This is a genomic window from Micromonospora sp. NPDC048930, assembly GCF_043197935.1.
Taxonomy (GTDB): Bacteria; Actinomycetota; Actinomycetes; order Mycobacteriales; family Micromonosporaceae; genus Micromonospora.
The window spans coordinates 84425-103341 of sequence record NZ_JBICUB010000010.1; the positions used below are offsets into that span (position 1 = coordinate 84425).

An 18917-nucleotide genomic window follows, 5' to 3' on the forward strand; every position below is an offset into this window, starting at 1 on the left:
GGCATGTCGCGCCTTCCCGGCAGCGGGAAGGCGCGACATGTCGCATCTGGTTGCCGGTCAGCGGGTCAGAGTTCGGGCTCCGGGCCGCGCCGGGCTTCCGCCGTGGTGCCGCGGAGGCGGGCGATCAGGCGCATGCCGTGGTAGACGACCAGGGCGGCGGCGGTGCCCAGGGCGATGCCGTTGAAGGAGAGGTCGCCGGCGGTGAGGGTGTAGTTCGCCGCGCCGACGATCACCGCGACCGCGGCGGTCATCAGGTTCACCGGGTCGTGGAAGTCGACCCGGCCCTCGATCCAGATCCGGGCACCCAGGATGGCGATCAGGCCGTACAACGCGGTGGTCGCGCCGCCCAGCACGCCGGCCGGCACGGTGAGGATCAGCGCGCCGAACTTCGGGCAGAGCCCGAGCAGCACGGCCGCCCCGCCGGCCACCCAGTACGCGGCGGTCGAGTAGACCCGGGTCGCCGCCATCACGCCGATGTTCTCCGCGTACGTGGTGGTGCCGGAGCCGCCGCCGGAGCCGGCGAGCACGGTGGCCAGACCGTCACCGAGGAACGCCCGCCCCATGTCCTTGTCGAGGTTGCGGCCGGTCATCGCGGCCACCGCCTTGACGTGCCCGGCGTTCTCCGCGATCAGCACCAGGATGACCGGGATGACCAGCACCACCGCGCGCAGGCTGAAGCCGGGGGCGTGGAACTGCGGCAGCCCCACCCAGGCGGCCTCCCTCAGCCCGGTGACCGCCTTCGGGTCGAGCTGGCCGAGGAGCGCGGCCAGCACCCAGCCGACCACCACCCCGAGCAGGATGGACAGCCGGGCCAGGAAGCCCCGGAAGACCACCGTGGCGACCAGGATCGCGACCAGGGTGACCACGGCGATCAGCGGCTGTGCCTTGACCCCGGTGCCGCTGCCGCCGCCGTCCCACGCGACCGGGGCGAGGTTGAGCCCGATCAGCGCGACGATCGCGCCGGTCACCACGGGTGGCATCAGCGCGTCGATCCAGCGGGACCCGGCCACGTGCACCACCACGCCGACCAGGGCCAGCGCCGCGCCGGCCACCACGATGCCGCCCAGCGCCGCGCCGATGCCGCCGCCGGTCTTCGCGGCCAGCACGGGGGCGATGAACGCGAACGACGACCCCAGGTACGAGGGCAGCCGGTTGCCGGTGATGAGCAGGAAGAGCAGCGTGCCCAGCCCGGAGAAGAAGAGCGTGGTGGCCGGCGGGAAGCCGGTGATCAGCGGCACGGTGAAGGTGGCGCCGAACATCGCCACCACGTGCTGCACGCCGACGCCCACGGTACGCGGCCAGGAGAGCCGCTCGTCCGGGTGCACCACGTCGCCGGGGCGGACCGCCCGGCCGTCGCCGTGCAGCCGCCAGGGGGACCAGCGGGATCGTGGTTCGGTGGGGGACTGGGTCATGCTGCGCCCTTCGCGTCGTCCGGTGACGGGGGCGTGATCACCCTGAGAGTCGTTTGTAGCACGGCGCCAGCCTGACCTGCGGGGAGCCCCGGTCGCGTACCACCGGCCGGGTCGAGGCGAGGCGCCGGGGCGCCTGCCGCCGCCCGGCCGGGATGCTCACCGCCGGGCGAGCAGGGGCTCCCGGTCCGGCGCCCGCTCCGCGACCGGCTGCCGCACGAGGGTGGGGACCGGACGGGCCGGGCGGAGCGTGAGCAGGCTGCACACCAGGCCGGAGAAGAGCACCACCACGCCGAGCGCCACCGCCGTCGCCGACGGGAGCACCACCCGCAGGGTGGTGTGCGGGTCGAGGTCGGCGAAGCCGTCCAGCCCCCAGTGCCAGACCGCCCCGACGGTGCCCGCCGTGCCGGCGGCGAGCAGCAGCAGCCCGATGGTCACGCTGGTCTCCAGCCGCAGGAACCGGATCCACCGGTCGGTGCTGCGCCGGGGCACCAGCCGCTCCTGCCGGCCGTAGATCTCGGCGAGGCCGCCGAAGATCGCCAGCTGCGCTCCGACCAGCACCATCAGGCAGGCGTACACCAGGCTGCTCACGTCCAGCTCGACCGCGCCGACGTCGAGCGGTCCGGGAATCAGCCCGCCCGCCCCGGCCAGCCCGAGCAGCGCGATCACGAAGCCCGGCCAGACCAGCGTCTTGCGCGGCGCGAACACCAGCAGGAAGCGCAGGTGCCGCCAGCCGTCCCGCCAGGTACGCAGGTGCGGCGGCCGGGACCGGCCGTCCGGCGCGAGCGTGGTCGGCACCTCGACGATGTCGTATCCGGCCAGCGCGGCCCGCACCACCAGCTCGGAGGCGAACTCCATGCCGGGCATGCAGAGGCCCAGCGCGCGGATCCGGTCGGCGTTGAAGCCGCGCATCCCGCAGTGGAAGTCCCCGACCCGGTTCAGCCCGAACAGCCGGCGGCCCAGCCAGCTCAGCACCGGGTTGCCCAGGTACCGGTGCAGCGGCGGCATCGCGCCCGTGGCGATCCCCCCGCGGAAGCGGTTGCCCATCACCACGTCGTGCCCGGCCCGCAGCGCCTCGACGAACGGCCCCAGGTCCGACAGCGCGTACGAGTCGTCGGCGTCGGCCATGATGACGTACCGGCCGCGGGCCTGCTCGATGCCGTTGAGCAGCGCGCCGCCGTAGCCGCGGGTCGGGGCGTGCACCACCCGGGCGCCGGCCCGCGCGGCGATCTCCGGCGACCCGTCGGTGGACCCGTTGTCGGAGACGAGCACCTCCCCGACCACCCCGCACTCCGCCAGCGAGCGCAGCGCCTTGCGGACGCAGACCTCGAGCGTCTCCGCCTCGTTGAGGCACGGCAGCAGCACCGTGACCTCGATCTCCGGTTCGTTCGTCATCGTTCCCCGTTGCTTCCGGCAAGGATGGCTGGGACTCGCTCCGGCTCGTCGTCGAGGTCCAGAACGGGTGGAGCGGCGGGGGTGGTCGGTGCGGGCGCCGAGCGGAGCCGGTGCCACCCGGCCGCGGCGGCGGTCGACAGGAACGCCAGCGCCGGCAGGCCGTAGCGGTAGTCGAACATCGAGGTGGCGACGGAGAAGACCATGATCCCGACGCCGATGGCGGTGTAGCCGAGGGCGACCACGCCCAGCCGGCGCCGGCCCCGGCGCGGCCAGAGCGCGCCGACCAGCGCGATCAGGGTCATCGCCGCCACCACCGGGGGCGGGGTGGTGCCGTACCGGCCGTAGCCGTGCAGGAATCGGCTGGCCGCGTTCGCCGGCGCCGCCTGGCTCGGCACCGGCCGCCAGCCGTAGTCGGGGTCCGCGAGCCGGGGCACGCAGTCGCGGTTCGCGGCCCAGTTGGTCGGGGCGAGCTGCGGCACCCACCAGTTGGCCAGGCAGGACTCCATCGGGCCGAGCCGGTGGGGCCAGAAGTAGCGGGCGGTGTCGGCAGCCACCTCGGCCACGTAGTCGCCGGGCTGCTGCCGGATCACCGCCTTGGCGAACTCGCCGAGGTCCTCGGGGCGCTGCGCGCCGCGGATCGGGCTGTCCCGGTTCCAGATGAACCAGTCCGGCCGCTCCGGCCGCTGGTTCAGCGGCTGGGTGGGGCAGAGCCGGCGCAGCTCGGGCGGCAGGTCCAGCCGGTCACAGTCGGCGAAGTGCGCGGTCCGTCCGTACAGGAACTTGCCGCCGTCGGTACCGAGCGCGCCCTTCACCGTGCCGACATTGAGGAACACCACGCCGAAGAAGGCGACGATCCCGAGCAGGTACGCCACCGGCGCCCGCCAGCCGCGCCACGGGATCAGCAGGAAGAGCAGCAGCACGCCGAGCGCGACCACCCCCGTCGGCCGGGTCGACATGCCCACCGCGATGGCCACGCCGGCGCCGAAGCCGGCGACCGGCCCGGGCCGCTCCTTCCAGGCCAGGACCAGCGCCGCGACGGCCAGCGCGGTGGTGAAGAGCGTCTCGGTGAGCAGGTACTGCTCGAGGGTGAGCTGCCGGGCGTCCAGCAGGATCGGGGCGGCGGCCAGCGTCGCCACCCACCCGGAGACGCCGAGCCGGCGGCGCAGCAGCAGGTAGGTGGCGACCCCGAGGGCGAGCCCGGCGAGGTGCTGCACGGCCACCAGGGTGGCGAAGCTGCCGGTCCACTCGAACGCCTTGATCAGCCAGGGGTACGTCCAGCGCACCGTCAGCTCCGGCCACAACCGGGAGTGGCGGATGTAGCCGCCCGAGTCGCCCGCGAACCAGAGCGCGGGCGAGTAGGCGACCATCATCGCCACCCGCAACCCGACTGCCACCAGGAGCAGCACGATCAGGCCGAGGTGGCGGCGGGCGCGGGCGGCGAGGACGGCCCGGATGCCGGCCGTGGAGGCGGCCGACCGGCCAGCAGGCACAGTGATCCCCCGATTACGCACAGACAGATTTGGCGCGGCCAAGCTAACACGGCAGGGGGTCCGATTGGTGTCAAAAAACACCATTCGCATTAACGCTCTGTTACTGGCCGAGGGGGTCGATCGGCCGTCCGATGTGCCCGGTCGGCGGTCAGGCCACGCCGGCCGGGCGGAACTGCACGCTGACCCGGGGCCCCACCGGGCGGGCGGTCTTGGGCACGGCGTGCTCCCAGGTGCGCTGGCACGAGCCGCCCATCACGACCAGGTCGCCGTGCCCGAGCGGGAACCGCAGGCTCTCGCCGCCGCCACGCGGACGCAGCAGCAGGGCGCGCGGGGATCCGAAGGAGACGATGGCGACCATCGTGTCCGCGTGCGCCGAGCGGCCCAGGGTGTCGCCGTGCCAGGCGACGCTGTCCCGCCCCGAGCGGTACAGGCACATCCCGGCGGTGACGAAGGGCTCGCCGAGTTCCGGCGCGTAGTGCCGGGTCAGCGCCGTCCGGGCCGCGGTGAGGATCGGGTGCGGCAGCGGGCGCCCGGCGCCGTACCAGCAGAGCAGCCGGGGCACGTCGACCTCGGCCTCGTACATCGTGCGGCGCTCGGCCCGCCAGGGCACCTCCCGCAGGAGCGTCTCGAAGACCTCGTCGGAGCCGGCGACCCAGCTGGGCAGGTGGTCGACCCAGGCGCCCCGGGTCAGCCGGTGGCGACGCAGCCGGCCGGCCAGCGGGCCCAGCGACGGGGACACGCCGAGGTCGAGCATCGACGGCTGGTAGGCGGCCCCGGTCATGCCCCTCACCCTACCCGCCCGTTTGGCACAGGTGTACGAGCGGAGGGTACTTGTCGCCCGGTGGCCACCTGCCGCACACGTCGCCGTCGCCCTCCGTCGCCACGGCCCGCCTAGCGTGGGGCCGCTTCGCCCGGGCCCCCGGGCAGGTGGCGCCCGAGGAGAGACGACCCGTGCAGAGCAGCTCGACCCGCGCGCCGGCGGCGCCCCCGCCGGTGGCGGACCCGGACCGGTCCGCGCCGCCCCCGGTGTCGCCGCGCCCGTCGGCCCGCCGGATCACCGTCGCCGCGGTCTGGCTCGCCGCCGCCTGGCTGCTGCCGCTGCTCGCGTACGCGCTGGGCGTGGCCGCCGTGCTGCCGCCGCTGGTGCTGGCGCTGACCGCGGGGCTGCTGCGCGCCGGCCGCACCCTGCTCGACCGGCTGGTGCTGGCCACGGCGCTGCTGCTCGGCGCGGTCAGCGCCGCCGGGCTGCTCTTCTCCGCCTGGCCCTGGGGGCTGCACCCGGTGCCGGTGGCCGGCACCGCGGGCACCGTCCTGCTCGGCGTCGCCCTGGCCACCGGCCGGCGTCCCCGCTGGCCCCGGCCCGCCGCGACCGACCTGCCCCCGGTGCTGGCGGCGGTGGCCGGGGCGGTCGCGCTGGGCTGGCCGTACCTGCGCGCGGGTGACCTGGCCGGGCGGCTGGCGTACGCCATGATCGGCGAGGACAACAGCCGGCACCTGGCCGCCGTGGAGGGGATCCGGACCGTCGGCGGCTACCTGTTCACCGACCCGCAGGCGGCGGCACGGGTCGCGCCGGAGGCGATGACCTGGTATCCGCAGGGCTTCCACCTCACCACGGCGCTGCTGGACACGTTCCTGCGCTCGTCCACCGGTCCGGCCGACCCGGTCGACGCGCTCGACCACTACCTCGGCTGGGCGCTCTCCGCGTACGCGCTGCTGGTGCTCGCCCTGGTCTGGGCCGCGACCCGGATCGCCGGGCGGCAGCTCGACCCGGCGCGGACCTGGGCCGTCGCCGGCGTGGTGACCGCGCTCTGCCTCGGCTCCGAACTGGCCCGGTTCGTGGTGTACGGCTACCCGGGAGAGACCCTCGGCCTGGCGCTGTCCGCGCTGCTGGTGGCACTGCTCTGCCGGCCGGTCGCCCGCACCGGCACACAGCTCTGCCTGGTCGGCGCGCTCTGCGTCGGCGTCGGCTTCGCGTACCTGATGTTCCTGCCGGTGGTGGGGCCGCTGGTGCTGGCCTGGCTGGTCCGGCAGCGCCGGGCGGTGCGCCGCCGCCCGCTGGTGCTCGCCGGGGTGGCGCTGGTCGCGGTGCCGCTGACCCCGCTGACCAGCATCGGCGGCCTGCTCCACACCGACCAGATCGACAACGTGGCCACCGGTGGCGCGGTGGAGCCGCGCTACGACGCGCTCCTGGCGCTCACCGCGCTGGTCGCGGCCGGCGTGCTCGCCGGCGGCCTGCGGCTGCCCGTGTGGCGGCGGTACGCCGGCGCGCTCGGCACCGGCCTGGTCTTCGTGCTCGGCGTCCGGATCTGGTTCCACGTGCTCGGCACCGCACCGCGCTACTACTACGGCAAGACCCTGCACCTGCTGCTGATGATGCTGCTGGTCGGGATCGGCGCGCTGGCCCTGCTGCTGCCCCCGCCGTGGACCGCGGCCGGCCGGCGGCCGGGGCCGGTCGCCCGCACCCTGGTGGCGGCGTCCGTGGTGGCCGCCGCGGTCGGGCTGGCCGGCCTGCCCCGGGGCACCGGCATCTTCGCCCAGCCGTTCGGCAACCGCAGCACCACCTGGGCGGCGGCCTGGTGGTCGGGGACGCTGGCCCGGCCCCGCCCGGCGGACCTGACCGTCCGGGCGCTGGCCCAGGCGCCGGTCGAGCCCGGCACGGTCACCGTGGTGACCAGCGGGAAGCGGCGGGAGGGCTACCTGTGCAGCCTCTTCGTCGCCACCCTCCAGGGCACCGCCGGGGCGTCCGGGCCGGCGTACTACAACCTGCCGCTGGCCGAGCCGGCCCGCTCGGCGGCGGTGGTGGCGGCGGTGCCGGGCCGGATCCGCTTCCTCGCCGTCGACGACGACGCGGAGGCCGCCGTGCGGCAACTGCTCACCGACCGCCCCGAGTTGGCCGCCCGGGTCCGCCTGAACCGCCTGCACTGACCCATGCTGACCCCTCGCTCGGCCCGGGTTGGCCGTGCTTGGTCCGGCTTGGCCATGCTCGGTCCGGGTTGGCCATGCTCGGCCGGGCGGCCCGGGGGCGCGGCAGCCCGGCAGCCGCGGCGGCCCGGCGGCGCGGGGGTCAGCGGGGGGTGGGGAGCAGGGCGAGGACGGCGTCGACCACGCGGGCCCGGCCCTGGCCGTCCACGGTGGACCAGGCCCGGGCGGAGAGCGCGGCCCGGCGGTCGGCGGAGGTGAGCAGCTCGCGCAGCGTCCGCACGGCGGCGGCCCGGGCGGCGTGACCGTCCGGCCCGGCGGCGACCAGCGTGGGCAGCTCGCCGAGCCCGGCCGCGACGCCCGCGCGGATCACCCGGTGGTACGACTCGCGCTGGTTGTCCACCACGCAGACCAGCGCCGACGGGGCACCGAGACAGCAGAGTTCCCAGGTGGACGTCCCGGCGGCGGAGACCACCAGGTCCGCCGCGGCGATCAGTTCGGGCAGCGTGTCGGTGGGCGGCACCAGCCGCAGGGCCTGCCCCCGGGCGGGGCGCAGCGCCGCCAGCTCCGCCGCCAGCGACTCCCGGGCGACCACCACGGTCAGCTCCATCGGCCGCCCGGTGGCCAGCAGCAGGCGGGTCAAGGGCGGGGCGGCGCCGAACGCGTCGGTGCCGCCGAAGAAGGCGAGCACCCGGGGCCGGGCGACCGGGGTCGGCGGTCGTGGCGCCGCCGGCCGCCGCATCAGCACCTCCCGGCGGAGCAGGGCGTACCCGGTGCCGGCGAGCAGCCGGTCGGCCGGCGCGACGGTGTCGGCGCCGAGATTCTGGTCCAGGTACAGGTCCGCGTCCTGGCCACGGGTGTCGCCGTCGACCACGGCGAGGGTGCGGATCCCGGCTGCCCGCAGCGCCCCCGCGCAGGCCGGGTCCAGCTCGTACGAGTCGAGGACCAGTACGTCGAGGTCGTGCTCGCGGGCCACCGCGACCAGCCCGGCCGGGGTGTCCGGGCCGGGGTGGTGGGGGATGCCGCGGGCGGCGAGCTGCCCGGCCGCCCAGCCCACGCCGGCCACCTCGCCGAGCAGTTCCACGTGGGCGCCCCGGGCGAGGAACTCCTCGCCGAGGGCGAGGCAGCGGACGAGGTGGCCGACCCCGCGGCGCGGTCCGGCGTCGCACCGCAGCCCGACGCGGACCCCGGTCACGCCTCCTCCAGCCGCTTCTGCCGGACCCCGGCGTTCAACGCGCGCAGCGCCGGCTGGCCGTCCAGCCAGTCGGCGAGCTTGGCGAGGGGCACGCTGACGTCGCCGAAGTGGTCGGTGACCGCCCGTACCAGCGCCCAGTCCTGCTCGGTGTCCAGGGTGAGCCGCAGGTCGGAGCGGTCCGGGGTGAGGGTCACCCCGAGCACCCGGAACAGCTCGGGATGGGTGTACGCGTACGAGGTGACGTGCACCCGGTGGTGGTCGGTGGCGATCCGGTGCAGGGTGCGCAGCGCGCCCCCGTCGATGATCTCCACGTCCACCCCGCGGGGCAGGGTACGGGCGATCGACGTGCTCACGTAGTCGAGCCCGGGCACCGCCCGGTAGACGTCGGCGACCAGCCGGATGATCTCCGGGTCGAGCAGCGGGCAGTCGGCGGTGAACCGGGCCACCGCGTCTCCCGGGTGGGCGTCGAGCGCGCCGACGAAGCGGTCGAGCACGTCGTCGACCGGCCCGCGGTGGCAGGGCACGTCGAGCCGGGCGCACTCGGCGGCGACCGCGTCGTCGGCCGGCTCGATGCTGGTGGCCACCACGAGGTCGGCGAGGACGCCGCTGTCCCGGGCGGCGCGGACCACCCGGCCGAGCACGGTCCGGCCGGCGAGGGGCCGCAGCACCTTGCCGGGCAGCCGGGACGAGCCCATCCGGGCCTGGACGATACCGACGATCCGCGTCACTGCTGCTCCTCCCGGACGACCCGCCGGCGCAGGGCCTGGCGCAGCCGTCGTTTCGCCGCCCGGGCGGCCCGCTTGGCCCACCGGGCCGGGGTGATGACCAGTCGTCCCACCCGGTAGCTGACCGACCCGCTCAGCAGGTTGATCATGGCGTCGGCGCGGCGCAGCGCCCGCTCCCGGCTGGTGAGCAGGTCCTCGGTCCAGCGCAGCACGGCGCGTACCCGGCCCAGCTCCTCGCGCTGCCGCAGCCAGGCTTCCCGCAGTTGCTGGTAGCTCTCCGGTCCGGGCGGCGGCGAGGTCGGTTCGAGCGCGCCCAGCTCGTCGGCGAGCTTCAGCCGGCCCTTCGCGTCGAGGCCGCGCAGCGCGGCGACGACCGCCGCCTCGGTCTCCACCGCCACGGCGACCGTCACCCGGTCCAGCTCCCGGCCGGCCATCCCGCCGAGGACGACGGTGAGCCCGGCCAGGTCGAGGGTGGACGGCCAGGGGTGGGCGTAGCCGCCGGTCAGCAGGAGGGCGGCGAACCGCCACAGGCCGCGCGCCAGCGCCACGTCCACGGCCAGCGGCGCCGCCGCCTGCCAGCTCGGGTCGAGGACCGCGAACTCGTCGCCGGCCACCACCACGTTGTCCACCCCGGCCAGGGCCGGGGCGCCGGAGAGCCGGCCGTCCACGGCGGACGAGTCGAGCCACCGGGCGTACCCGGAGAGCAGCCGGCGCAGCGCGTCGAGGTCCCGCCGGAGGCAGGCGTCCAGCAGCAGGGTGCGCAGCAGCCGGCCGGGCGGCACCGGCCCGGTCAACGCGCCCGGGTCCCGGTATGCGGCGGTGCGGCTGGCGTACGGCCCGGCGGCCGGCTCGGCCGCCGTCGGCGGGTCGGTGACCCGCCAGTGCCAGCCCTGCGCCGCGGCCACGACCTCGACCACGCCGACGCCGGGCGGCCCGGTCTGGGCCAGCGCCAGCGGCAGGTCGGTCCGGTCGGTGCCGGGGACGGCGTCCCGCCGGGCGAGCACCACCCAGGCCGGGGCGAGCGCGTTGCCCAGCCCGGCGTGCAGGGCGTCGACCGCGAGCCGCGCCGGGTCCTGGAGCACCGACCGGTCGGCGTAGCCGCCGGTGCAGGCCCCGTGCAGCACGGCGTCGAGCAGCCCGGCGGAGGTCCCCCCGTCGAGTTCCCCGGTGGCCACCAGCGCGGTCAGCGCGGCCGGGTGCGGGTACGCGGCGAAGCAGGTGTCCGGGGCGAGGCCGGCGTCGGCCAGCCAACCGCGCAGCTGGTCGAGGTTGGCCGGGTGGCCGGCGTCCAGCACCCCGTCGATCGTCCACGCGGCGTCGTCCCGGTCCGCGTACCACGGGGAGACGTCGACGATCCGGTGCAGGCCGACCGGGTTGTCCTGGCGCAGCAGCAGGGTGCCGCCCGGGCGCAGCGCGCCGACGAGTGTCGCCAGCACCCCGTGCCAGCCGAGCCGGGCCCCCTCGACCGACTCCACCCGGTCCAGCCCCGACGCGACGATCACCACGTCGTACGTCTCGCCGGCCGGCAGCCCGGCGGGCCCGCCGACGATCACCCGGACCGCGCGGTTCCCGGCCAGGTCGGCCAGTGCCACCCCGTCCAGGTGGCTGCGGAGCAGGCAGGTGACGTCGGCGTGCGCCAGCCGGTCGAGAAACGCGGGTTCGTGCGGCCCGGCCAGCAGCACCCGGGCGCCCGCCGGCACCACGCGGGCGGCGAGCGCGGCGAGGGGCCCGCCGCCGGCCGGTCCGTCAGTACGCAGGTCGGACCAGGCCAGCATCTCGCCGCCCGGCAGGGTGATCCGGCGGCCCTGGGCAGTGTCAGTCGTCAACGTCGTTCTCCTGGAGGTGCGCCCAGCCGAGCAGCTCGCGCAGCTCGGCCGGGGCGCAGCGGTGGTCGGTGCCCAGCTCGGCGCGGGCGATCTCGACGGCGGTGGGCAGGTCCACCGATTCGCCGTGCAGCTCCGGCCACTGGCGACGGATCCGGGCGGTGCCGCCGAAGGTGGGGTCCTCGTCGGCGAGCACCATCGGATCGCCGTAGACGGCCGGTTCGCAACCGGCGGCGATGCCGTAGAAGATGGCGCTGGTCAGCCGGTTGGAGGCGACCCGCTTGTGCCGGCGCAGCTCGGTGAGCTGCTTGTCGAGGAAGAGCGGGTCGGTGTCCCGCCACCAGTGGCCGCGGTAGCCGTGGCAGATGACCCGGAAGCCGGCGCGCTCGTAGAGCCGCCGGACCCGGCGCATGCCGTACTCGTGCCAGTAGAGGCAGACCGTCACCGGGCCGGGTTCGGTGTCCCGGATCCGGGCGATCAGCTCCCGGTGGTCGCCCCGGACGTGCTGCCCCTCCCAGCCGTGGAACGGGTACCAGATGGTCCCCTCCCGCTCCGTCGGCGCGGGCTCGTCCGGCTGCGGCGGGTCCTCGGGGCGCAACGCGAGCAGGTAGGTGAAGGGCGCCCCGATGACCACCACGTTGCGCCGCCCCACCGCCCAGGCCCGGCGCCGGGTCTGTTCGGACCAGAGCAGGCTCGGGGTCCGCTCGGCGTACGGGTGGCCGGGCGCCAGGCCGTCGCCGATGTTCCAGCCGTGCTGGACGTAGCCGTTGATCCGGGGCGGGTGCCGGTCGCCGAGCCCGCACCAGCGGGCCAGCACGTGGGCGTGGCCGTAGAAGTGGTTGGCGTGATGCATGGTCTTCCGTCTCAGGCCGCACGTGCTGCCGGCGCGCCCCGCAGCGCGGCGGCGAGGGCGTCGACGACCCGCTCCTGGTCGGCGTCGGTGAGCCCCGGGTACAGCGGCAGGGAGAGCTGCTGTTCGTAGAACGACTCGGCGACCGGGCACGACCCGCGCCGGTAGCCGAGGTCGGCGAAGGCGGGGTGCCAGTGCACCGGGATGTAGTTGACCTGTACGCCGATGCCGGCGGCCCGCATCCGGTCGTACACCTCGCGCCGCCGCCCGTCGAGCACCCGGATCGGGTAGAGGTGCCAGGCCGGCCGGGCCCAGGACCGGCGGGCCGGCAGCAGCACCCCGGGCAGGTCGGCGAGGGCCTCGTCGTACCGGCGGACCAGGCGTTCCCGGGCGGCCAGGAAGTCGCCGAGCCGGCGCAGCTGGCTGCGGCCGAGCGCGCAGAGCACGTCCGGCAGTCGGTAGTTGAGCCCGAACCCGTGCACCTCCTGGTGCCAGCCGCCCTCGTCCGGCCAGCGCTGCTCGGCCCGGTCGCGGACCAGGCCGTGGTTGCGGAACCGGCGGGCCCGCTCCAGCACCGCCGGGTCGGTGGCCGCGACCGCGCCGCCCTCGGCGGTGGTGAGGTTCTTCGTCGGGAAGAACGAGAACGTGGTCAGGTCGGCCAGCGAGCCGACCGGCCGGCCGTGGTAGCGGGCGCCGATCGAGTGGGCGGCGTCGGCGAGCAGCAGCGCGTCGCTGCCCGCGAGGGCCGCCCGCAGGGCGTCGTAGTCGGCCGGGTGGCCGGCGTAGTCGACCGCCGACACCACCTTCGTCCGCGAGGTGACCGCGGCGGCGGCCGCCGCCGGGTCGAGGGTGAAAGTCTCCTCCTCGACGTCGGCGAAGACCACCTTGGCGCCGAGGGCCACGGCGGTGCTCGCGGTGGCGGCGAAGGTCATCGGCGGCACCACCACCTCGTCGCCGGGGCCGACCCCGGCCGCCGCGTACGCGGTGTGCAGCGCGGCGGTGCCGTTGGACACGACCGCGCAGCCGACGCCGCCGGTCCAGCGGGCGAGGTCGTCCTCGAACGCCCGCACCTGCGGGCCGGTGGTGAGCCAGTCACCGCGCAGCACCTCGGCGACCGCGGTGATGTCGTCCTCGACGATGGACTGACGGCCGTACGGGAGCATCGCCGTCACGCGGTGATCCCCAGCATCTGCCGCAGCTGCTGCGGGCTGAGCCACTGGTCGTTGCTGTCCGACTGGTACGCGAACCCGTCGGGCACCGGCTCGCAGCCCTCCGGCGGCTCGTAGCCCCAGGTGGCGATGGTCGGCTGCACGATGAACCGGTCGGCCGCGCGCAGCGTCCGGCGGCTGTCGTCGGGCGCGATCATCTCCTCGTGCAGCTTCTCGCCCGGTCGGATGCCCACCTCGTGGGTGGTGGCGTCCGGGGCGACCGCCTCGACCAGGTCGAGGATCCGCATGCTGGGGATACGCGGGACGAACAGCTCGCCGCCCTGCATCTGGTCGAACGAGTCCAGGACGAACCGGACGGCCTGGTCCAGCGTGATCCAGAACCGGGTCATCCGCTTGTCGGTGACCGGCAGGCTCTTCCCCTCGGCGGCGAGCCGGCGGAACAGCGGCACCACCGAGCCGCGGCTGCCCATCACGTTGCCGTAGCGGACCACCGCGAAGCGGGTCGGGTGGTGCGCGGCGTAGTGGTTGGCGGAGACGAAAAGCTTGTCGCCGACCAGCTTGGTCGCGCCGTACAGGTTGATCGGGCTGGACGCCTTGTCGGTGGAGAGGGCGATGACCTTCTGCACCCCGGCCTCGATGGCCGCGTCGACGACGTGCTGCGACCCGGTGATGTTGGTGGCGATGAACTCCGAGGGGTTGTACTCGGCGGTGTCGACCTGCTTCAGGGCGGCGGCGTGCACCACGTGGTCGACGCCGTGCATCGCCCGGGTCAGCCGGTGCCGGTCCCGGATGTCGCCGATGAACCAGCGCAGCCGCGGGTCGTCGCCCAGCTCCTGACGCAGCTCGTACTGCTTGAGCTCGTCCCGGGAGAACACCACCACCCGGGCCGGCGCGGCCTCGGCGAGGACGTGTCGGAGGAAGGTCTTCCCGAAGGAGCCGGTCCCCCCGGTGATCAGAATGGACGAGCCATTCAACGCACTCAATTGGTGCTCCGTTCCTGGTTGTGCGGCTACCACGCTGCACGGGTCTCGTGGATGCGATGGCACGCTAGGTGCGTCCGGTAAACATCTCGACGCCCGATGATGAACTCCGGTAGCTGGTCGGATGAATGCCAACCGCCCGGCGGGCAAACACTTTTTCGCAGGTCATCGTCCTGATAGGCGCGACTTTTCCTCGGCTACACTCGGCCGTCGACCCGGCCGTACGAGCCGGGGATCGAGGAGAACAGCAATGGAACTTGAACAGCTCAGGCGCGTCTTCCGTAACTCCCTGGAATTGCCAGGTGAATTCCAGGTGGACGATCTGGAATATCGCGGCAACGAGAAGTGGGACTCGCTCGCGCACATGTCGTTGGTCGCCGCGATCGAGGACGAGTTCGGGGTCATGCTGGACACCGACGAGGTGATCGACCTCAGCTCCTTCGACCGCGCTCGGCAGATCCTGGAGAAGCACGGTGTCGTCCTCACCGACTGAGCGGTACGCGCTGGTCACCGGCTCGACCCGGGGGATCGGCCGGGCCGTCGCGGCCCGCCTCGCCGCCGACGGGTACGCGGTCGCCGTGCACGGCCGTACCCCCGGCCCCGCCGAGGAGGTCGCCGCGGCGCTGCCCGGCGGGCCGCACCTCGCGGTGCACGGCGACGTCGCCGACCCGGAGCAGGTGCGCGCCCTGATTCGGACCGTCTTCACCCGCTGGCGGCGGCTGGACGCGCTGGTGGTCAACGCCGGCGTGCACGAGGCCGGGCTGCTCGGCTCGGTCGCCGACGCGACGATCGACCGGCTCTTCGCGGTCAACGCGGCCGGCGCCGCGCACACCCTCCAGCAGGGCGCGCGGCTGCTGCGGCGCGGGCAGCGGCCGGCGGCGGTCCTCACCGCCTCGCTGGTCGGCACGGCCGGTGCCGCCGGCCAGGCCGTCTACGCGGCCAGCAAGGCCGCCGTGGAGGGGCTGACCCGGGCCGCCGCCAAGGAACTCGGCCCGGTCGGGATCCGGGTCAACGCCGTGGCGCCCGGGTTCATCCGTACCGACCTGCTGGTCGACCTCGACGAGAACGGCCGCAAGGCCCGGGCCGCCGCCACCCCGCTGGGCCGGCTCGGGGAACCGGAGGAGGTCGCCGAGGTGATCGCGTTCCTGCTCTCCCCGGCGGCGAGCTTCGTGACCGGACAGGTGGTCGGGGTGGACGGCGGGCTCACCCCGTGACCAGCCTGCTGCACCCCGACGCCCGCCTGGTCGACGCGGCCGGCGGCGGCACGCTCGGCGGCGCCGCGCTGCACGACCGGGTCGCCGACCTGGCCGCCGCGCTGGACCGGGAGCCGCCCGGTGTGGTGCTGGCCGCCATGCCGACCACGGTCGACGCGATCCTGCGCTTCCTCGCCGCGCTGCACGCCGGCCGGCCGGTCGCGCTGGTCGACCCGCGTACCGGCGTGGACCGGCTGGCCGAGCTGGCCGACCGGTTCCGGCCGGCGGTGCTGCTCACCGGCGGCGAGCCGGTGCCGGGGCACCGCCCCGGGCCGGACCCGCGGCTCGGCGACTACCAGCGCCGTGCCGGCCCGGCCGGGCCGGCACCGCACCCCGACCTCGCCCTGCTGCTGACCACCTCCGGCTCCACCGGCAACCCCAAGCTGGTCCGGCTCTCCCGGACGGCCGTGCTGGCCAACGCCGCCGCGATCGCCACCGCGCTCGGCCTGGACGGCGACGAGGTGGCCCCGACCAGCCTCCCGCTGCACTACACCTTCGGGTTGTCGGTGCTCACCAGCCACCTGCACGCCGGGGCCACGGTGCTGGTCGAGGAGAACCCGCTCACGGCGCGGGACTTCTGGGCCGCGGTGGACCGGCACGGGGCCACCTCGCTGGCCGCGGTGCCCTACCAGTACGAGATGCTGCGCCGGCTCCGCTTCGACCCGGCCCGCCACCCCCGGCTGCGTACGCTCACCCAGGCCGGGGGGCGGCTGCATCCCGACCTGGTCGAGGACTTCCACCGCCGGATGGCCGCGGTGGGCGGCCGGCTCTTCGTCATGTACGGGCAGACCGAGGCGACCGCCCGGATGACCGTGCTGCCCGCCGACCGGCTGCCCGACAAGCTCGGCTCGGTCGGCCGGCCCGTGCCCGGCGGCGCGGTCGCCGTCGACCCGGGCGACGGGCGCGAGACCACAGAACCGGGGCGTACCGGCGAGATCGTCTACCGCGGGCCCAACGTGATGATGGGGTACGCGGAGACCGCCGCCGACCTGGCCCGGGGCGACGACCTCGGCGGGGTGCTGCGCACCGGCGACCTGGGCCGGCTGGACGACGAGGGGTTCCTGCACGTCACCGGCCGGACCAAGCGGATCGCCAAGGTGTTCGGGGTCCGGGTCAATCTCGACGACGTCGAGCGGTCGCTGGGGCACCACGGGCCGGTCGCGGCCGTGGCCGGCCCGGACCGCCTGATGGTGGTCGCCGAGGGCGCCGACGACGACCGGCTGGCCCGGATCCGCGCCGAGGTCGCCGAGGGCCTGGGCACGCACTCCTCGGGCGTGCTGGTGCGCAGCGTCGACGCGCTGCCGCTGACCGCCACCGGCAAGCCCGACTACCGAGCCCTGGAGGACCAGTGCTGACCGACGTGTTCACGCTGACCCAGCCCGAGAAGGAGAAGCGGCTGCGCGACGAGCTGACCGCGCTGGTGGCCCACCACCGGCGGGCCTGCCCGCCGTACGCCCGGATCCTGGACGCCCTCGGCGCGGCCGACGACGCCGCGACCGTGGCCGACCTGCCCTGGCTGCCGGTCCGGCTGTTCAAGACCCGCACGCTGGTGAGCGTCCCCGAGGACCAGGTGATCCGGGTGCTCACCTCCAGCGGCACCACCGGTGCGGTGAGCCGGATCCACCTTGACCGGGAGGCCGCCGCCACCCAGTCGCGGATGCTCGCCCGGACCCTCGCCACCGTGCTCGGCCCGCGCCGGCTGCCGATGCTGGTGGTGGACCGCGCCGGCGTGGTGGGGGACCGCCGCTCCTACTCGGCCCGCGGCGCGGGCGCGCTGGGCATGGTGAACTTCGGCCGGGACCACCTCTGGCTGCTCGACGCCGACGACCGGCCGGACGTCGACGCGCTGCGGGCGTTCCTGGACCGGCACGGTCGGGAGCCCTTCCTGATCTTCGGGTTCACCTTCATGGTCTGGACCTACCTCTACGAGGTGGCCCGGGAACACGGGCTCGACCTGTCCCAGGGCATCCTGGTGCACTCCGGCGGCTGGAAGAAGCTGGTGGATCGGGCCGTCGACAACGCCGAGTTCCGCCGCCGGCTCGGCGCGGACACCGGCCTGACCCGGATCCACAACTTCTACGGGATGGTCGAGCAGATCGGCACGGTCTTCCTGGAGGGCCCGGAGGGCGGCTCGCTCTACTGCCCGGACTTCGCGGACGTGATCATCCGGGACCCGGTGACCTGGCGCGAGGCACCGGTCGGCACACCGGGCGTGATCGAGGTGGTGAGCACGCTGCCCACCTCGTACCCGGGACACGTGCTGCTCACCGAGGACCTCGGCGTGGTGCACGGCGTCGACGACGGGCACTGGCCCGGCAAGCGGTTCAGCGTGCTCGGCCGGCTGCCCCGGGCCGAGGCGCGCGGATGCAGCGACACCTATCAGGGAGGTGCGGCGTGACCGTCCGGATGCGTTTCCCCGCCGGCGGGACGGTGCCGGTGGCGGACCTGCTGGCCCCGGGCGACCCGGAGCCGCTGACCGTGGGCGACCCGCGGATGGTGGACTTCCTGGCCGGCGTCTCCGGGCGGCTGCTCGCCCCGGCGCTGGCCCGGCGGCACCCGGAACTGGGCTCGCTCGGCTTCTTCCTGCGCCGCCGGGAGCTGCTGCGGGCGGTCGAACGGCTGCGCGGCACGCTCGGGGCGGACACCCTGGCCTTCCCGCGCGGCCGGGTGTTCCACGTGCCACCGGCCAACGTGGACACCATCTTCGTCTACTCGTGGGCGCTCTCCGCGCTGGCCGGCAACACCAACGTGGTCCGGGTGTCGCCGCGTTCCGCGGCGGCCGCCGACGCGGTGCTGGAGGTGCTCAACGCCGGCCTCGCCGAGGCCGACCCGGTGGTCGCCCGGACCCAGCTGATGGTCACCTACGGTCACGACGACGCGGTGACCGCCCGGCTGAGCGCCGACTGCGACCTGCGCGTCATCTGGGGTGGCGACCGGGCGGTGGAGACCCTCCGGCGGCACCCGCTCGCGCCGGCCGCCCGGGACCTCACCTTCCCGGACCGGTCCTCCTTCGCGGTGCTGTCGGTGCCCGGCTGGGCGGCGGCCTCGCCACAGCGGCGCCGGGACGCGGCCGCCGCGTTCGCCAACGACGCCTACTGGTTCGACCAGGCGGCCTGCGCGTCCCCGCGCACCGTGTTCCTGGTCGGCGCGGCCGAACCGGCCGAGGAGGTCCGGGCCGAGTTCGTCGCGCTGCTGGACGAGGCGGTCCGGGACCGCGGCTGGGACGTGGACGCGGCGATGGCGGTGGAGAAGCGGGTCGGCGCGTACGGGCTGGCCGCCGACGGGGGAGTGCGGCGGATGGTGTTCCACCGCAACGCGCTGGCCACGCTGGAGCTGACCGAGGTCTCGGCCAGCCCCCGGCACTGGCTGGGCGCCGGCACCTTCCCCTTCGTCACCGTGCCCGACCTGGCGGAGCTGGTGCCGTTCGTCCGGCGGCGGGACCAGACCCTCACCCACTTCGGGTTCGCCCGGGACGAGCTGGTCGAGCTGGCCCGCCGGCTCGGCGGCCGGGGGGTCGACCGGATCGTGCCGTTCGGCGCCGCGCTGACCTTCGCCCCGGTCTGGGACGGCCACGACCTGCTACGGGAGTTCGTCCGCCTGGTCACCGTGCACGACTGACGGGCCGATGGTCCCGGCCGCGGCGGTGCGCCGGGCGGGACCACCCGTCGCGGCGCGGACGACGAGGGCCCGGGACGGCGTGTGCCGTTCC

16 protein-coding genes are annotated in these 18917 nt (G+C 75.3%); 6 read left to right on the forward strand and 10 right to left on the reverse strand.

What is annotated here, in order from left to right; genetic code table 11:
* Window positions 1-65 precede the first annotated feature (65 nt).
* From ACGFI9_RS24865 to ACGFI9_RS24880, 4 genes are all read right to left on the reverse strand, one after another.
* A complete protein-coding gene (locus tag ACGFI9_RS24865; RefSeq protein WP_393181418.1) occupies window positions 66-1412 on the reverse strand; it encodes a uracil-xanthine permease family protein in 1347 nt (448 codons plus the stop codon).
* A gap of 156 nt (window positions 1413-1568) precedes the next feature.
* On the reverse strand, window positions 1569-2804 hold the full coding sequence (locus ACGFI9_RS24870; protein ID WP_393181420.1) for a glycosyltransferase family 2 protein: 1236 nt from the start codon (window positions 2802-2804) through the stop codon (window positions 1569-1571).
* Window positions 2801-4294: a hypothetical protein gene (locus tag ACGFI9_RS24875; RefSeq protein WP_393181422.1), complete on the reverse strand. Its 1494-nt coding sequence runs from the start codon at window positions 4292-4294 to the stop codon at window positions 2801-2803. The genes ACGFI9_RS24870 and ACGFI9_RS24875 overlap by 4 nt, the downstream gene beginning before the upstream one ends.
* A gap of 148 nt (window positions 4295-4442) precedes the next feature.
* Window positions 4443-5075, reverse strand: coding sequence for an alpha-ketoglutarate-dependent dioxygenase AlkB (locus ACGFI9_RS24880; protein WP_393181424.1), 633 nt, complete (start codon window positions 5073-5075; stop codon window positions 4443-4445).
* 170 nt (window positions 5076-5245) lie between these two features.
* On the opposite strand from ACGFI9_RS24880, the gene ACGFI9_RS24885 reads away from it, so the two are divergent.
* Window positions 5246-7219 (forward strand): hypothetical protein, encoded by a 1974-nt coding sequence (locus tag ACGFI9_RS24885; RefSeq protein ID WP_393181426.1) that lies wholly within the window; start codon window positions 5246-5248, stop codon window positions 7217-7219.
* A gap of 139 nt (window positions 7220-7358) precedes the next feature.
* Here the strand turns inward: ACGFI9_RS24885 and ACGFI9_RS24890 are convergent, their stop codons facing one another.
* Genes ACGFI9_RS24890 through pseB form a run of 6 tightly spaced genes read right to left on the reverse strand, consistent with a single transcriptional unit; the run spans window position 7359 to window position 13958 of the window.
* A complete protein-coding gene (locus ACGFI9_RS24890; protein WP_393181428.1) occupies window positions 7359-8408 on the reverse strand; it encodes a PseG/SpsG family protein in 1050 nt (349 codons plus the stop codon).
* Entirely contained in the window at window positions 8405-9136 is a 732-nt protein-coding gene (locus ACGFI9_RS24895; protein ID WP_393181430.1) for a cytidylyltransferase domain-containing protein, read from the reverse strand. Before ACGFI9_RS24895 ends, ACGFI9_RS24890 begins: the two co-directional genes overlap by 4 nt.
* Entirely contained in the window at window positions 9133-10959 is a 1827-nt protein-coding gene (locus ACGFI9_RS24900; protein WP_393181432.1) for a class I SAM-dependent methyltransferase, read from the reverse strand. Before ACGFI9_RS24900 ends, ACGFI9_RS24895 begins: the two co-directional genes overlap by 4 nt.
* Window positions 10949-11809, reverse strand: coding sequence for a hypothetical protein (locus ACGFI9_RS24905; protein ID WP_393181433.1), 861 nt, complete (start codon window positions 11807-11809; stop codon window positions 10949-10951). The genes ACGFI9_RS24900 and ACGFI9_RS24905 overlap by 11 nt, the downstream gene beginning before the upstream one ends.
* 11 nt (window positions 11810-11820) lie before the next feature.
* Window positions 11821-12969 (reverse strand): DegT/DnrJ/EryC1/StrS family aminotransferase, encoded by a 1149-nt coding sequence (locus ACGFI9_RS24910; RefSeq protein ID WP_393181747.1) that lies wholly within the window; start codon window positions 12967-12969, stop codon window positions 11821-11823.
* Window positions 12970-12974: 5 nt separating this feature from the next.
* Window positions 12975-13958 carry a UDP-N-acetylglucosamine 4,6-dehydratase (inverting) gene (gene pseB / locus ACGFI9_RS24915; RefSeq protein ID WP_393181435.1) on the reverse strand — a complete coding sequence of 328 codons (984 nt, stop codon included), beginning with the start codon at window positions 13956-13958 and terminating at the stop codon, window positions 12975-12977.
* A gap of 247 nt (window positions 13959-14205) precedes the next feature.
* Between pseB and ACGFI9_RS24920 the strand changes: the two genes are divergently transcribed.
* Genes ACGFI9_RS24920 through ACGFI9_RS24940 form a run of 5 tightly spaced genes read left to right on the forward strand, consistent with a single transcriptional unit; the run spans window position 14206 to window position 18826 of the window.
* Window positions 14206-14448: an acyl carrier protein gene (locus ACGFI9_RS24920; protein WP_393181437.1), complete on the forward strand. Its 243-nt coding sequence runs from the start codon at window positions 14206-14208 to the stop codon at window positions 14446-14448.
* Window positions 14429-15169 carry an SDR family NAD(P)-dependent oxidoreductase gene (locus tag ACGFI9_RS24925; RefSeq protein ID WP_393181438.1) on the forward strand — a complete coding sequence of 247 codons (741 nt, stop codon included), beginning with the start codon at window positions 14429-14431 and terminating at the stop codon, window positions 15167-15169. The genes ACGFI9_RS24920 and ACGFI9_RS24925 overlap by 20 nt, the downstream gene beginning before the upstream one ends.
* Entirely contained in the window at window positions 15166-16563 is a 1398-nt protein-coding gene (locus ACGFI9_RS24930; protein ID WP_393181440.1) for an AMP-binding protein, read from the forward strand. Before ACGFI9_RS24925 ends, ACGFI9_RS24930 begins: the two co-directional genes overlap by 4 nt.
* Window positions 16557-17606, forward strand: a complete 1050-nt coding sequence (locus ACGFI9_RS24935; protein ID WP_393181442.1) for an acyl-protein synthetase — start codon at window positions 16557-16559, stop codon at window positions 17604-17606. Before ACGFI9_RS24930 ends, ACGFI9_RS24935 begins: the two co-directional genes overlap by 7 nt.
* A complete protein-coding gene (locus tag ACGFI9_RS24940; protein ID WP_393181444.1) occupies window positions 17603-18826 on the forward strand; it encodes an acyl-CoA reductase in 1224 nt (407 codons plus the stop codon). The genes ACGFI9_RS24935 and ACGFI9_RS24940 overlap by 4 nt, the downstream gene beginning before the upstream one ends.
* The last annotated feature ends 91 nt before the right edge of the window (window positions 18827-18917 follow it).

Bases quoted from the DNA above. Each gene is read 5' to 3' on its own strand.
- ACGFI9_RS24865 (WP_393181418.1), bottom strand. From the start codon at position 1,412: ATGACCCAGTCCCCCACCGAACCACGATCCCGCTGGTCCCCCTGGCGG.
- ACGFI9_RS24870 (WP_393181420.1), bottom strand. From the start codon at position 2,804: ATGACGAACGAACCGGAGATCGAGGTCACGGTGCTGCTGCCGTGCCTC.
- ACGFI9_RS24880 (WP_393181424.1), bottom strand. From the start codon at position 5,075: ATGACCGGGGCCGCCTACCAGCCGTCGATGCTCGACCTCGGCGTGTCC.
- ACGFI9_RS24905 (WP_393181433.1), bottom strand. From the start codon at position 11,809: ATGCATCACGCCAACCACTTCTACGGCCACGCCCACGTGCTGGCCCGC.
- ACGFI9_RS24910 (WP_393181747.1), bottom strand. From the start codon at position 12,969: ATGCTCCCGTACGGCCGTCAGTCCATCGTCGAGGACGACATCACCGCG.
- ACGFI9_RS24920 (WP_393181437.1), top strand. From the start codon at position 14,206: ATGGAACTTGAACAGCTCAGGCGCGTCTTCCGTAACTCCCTGGAATTG.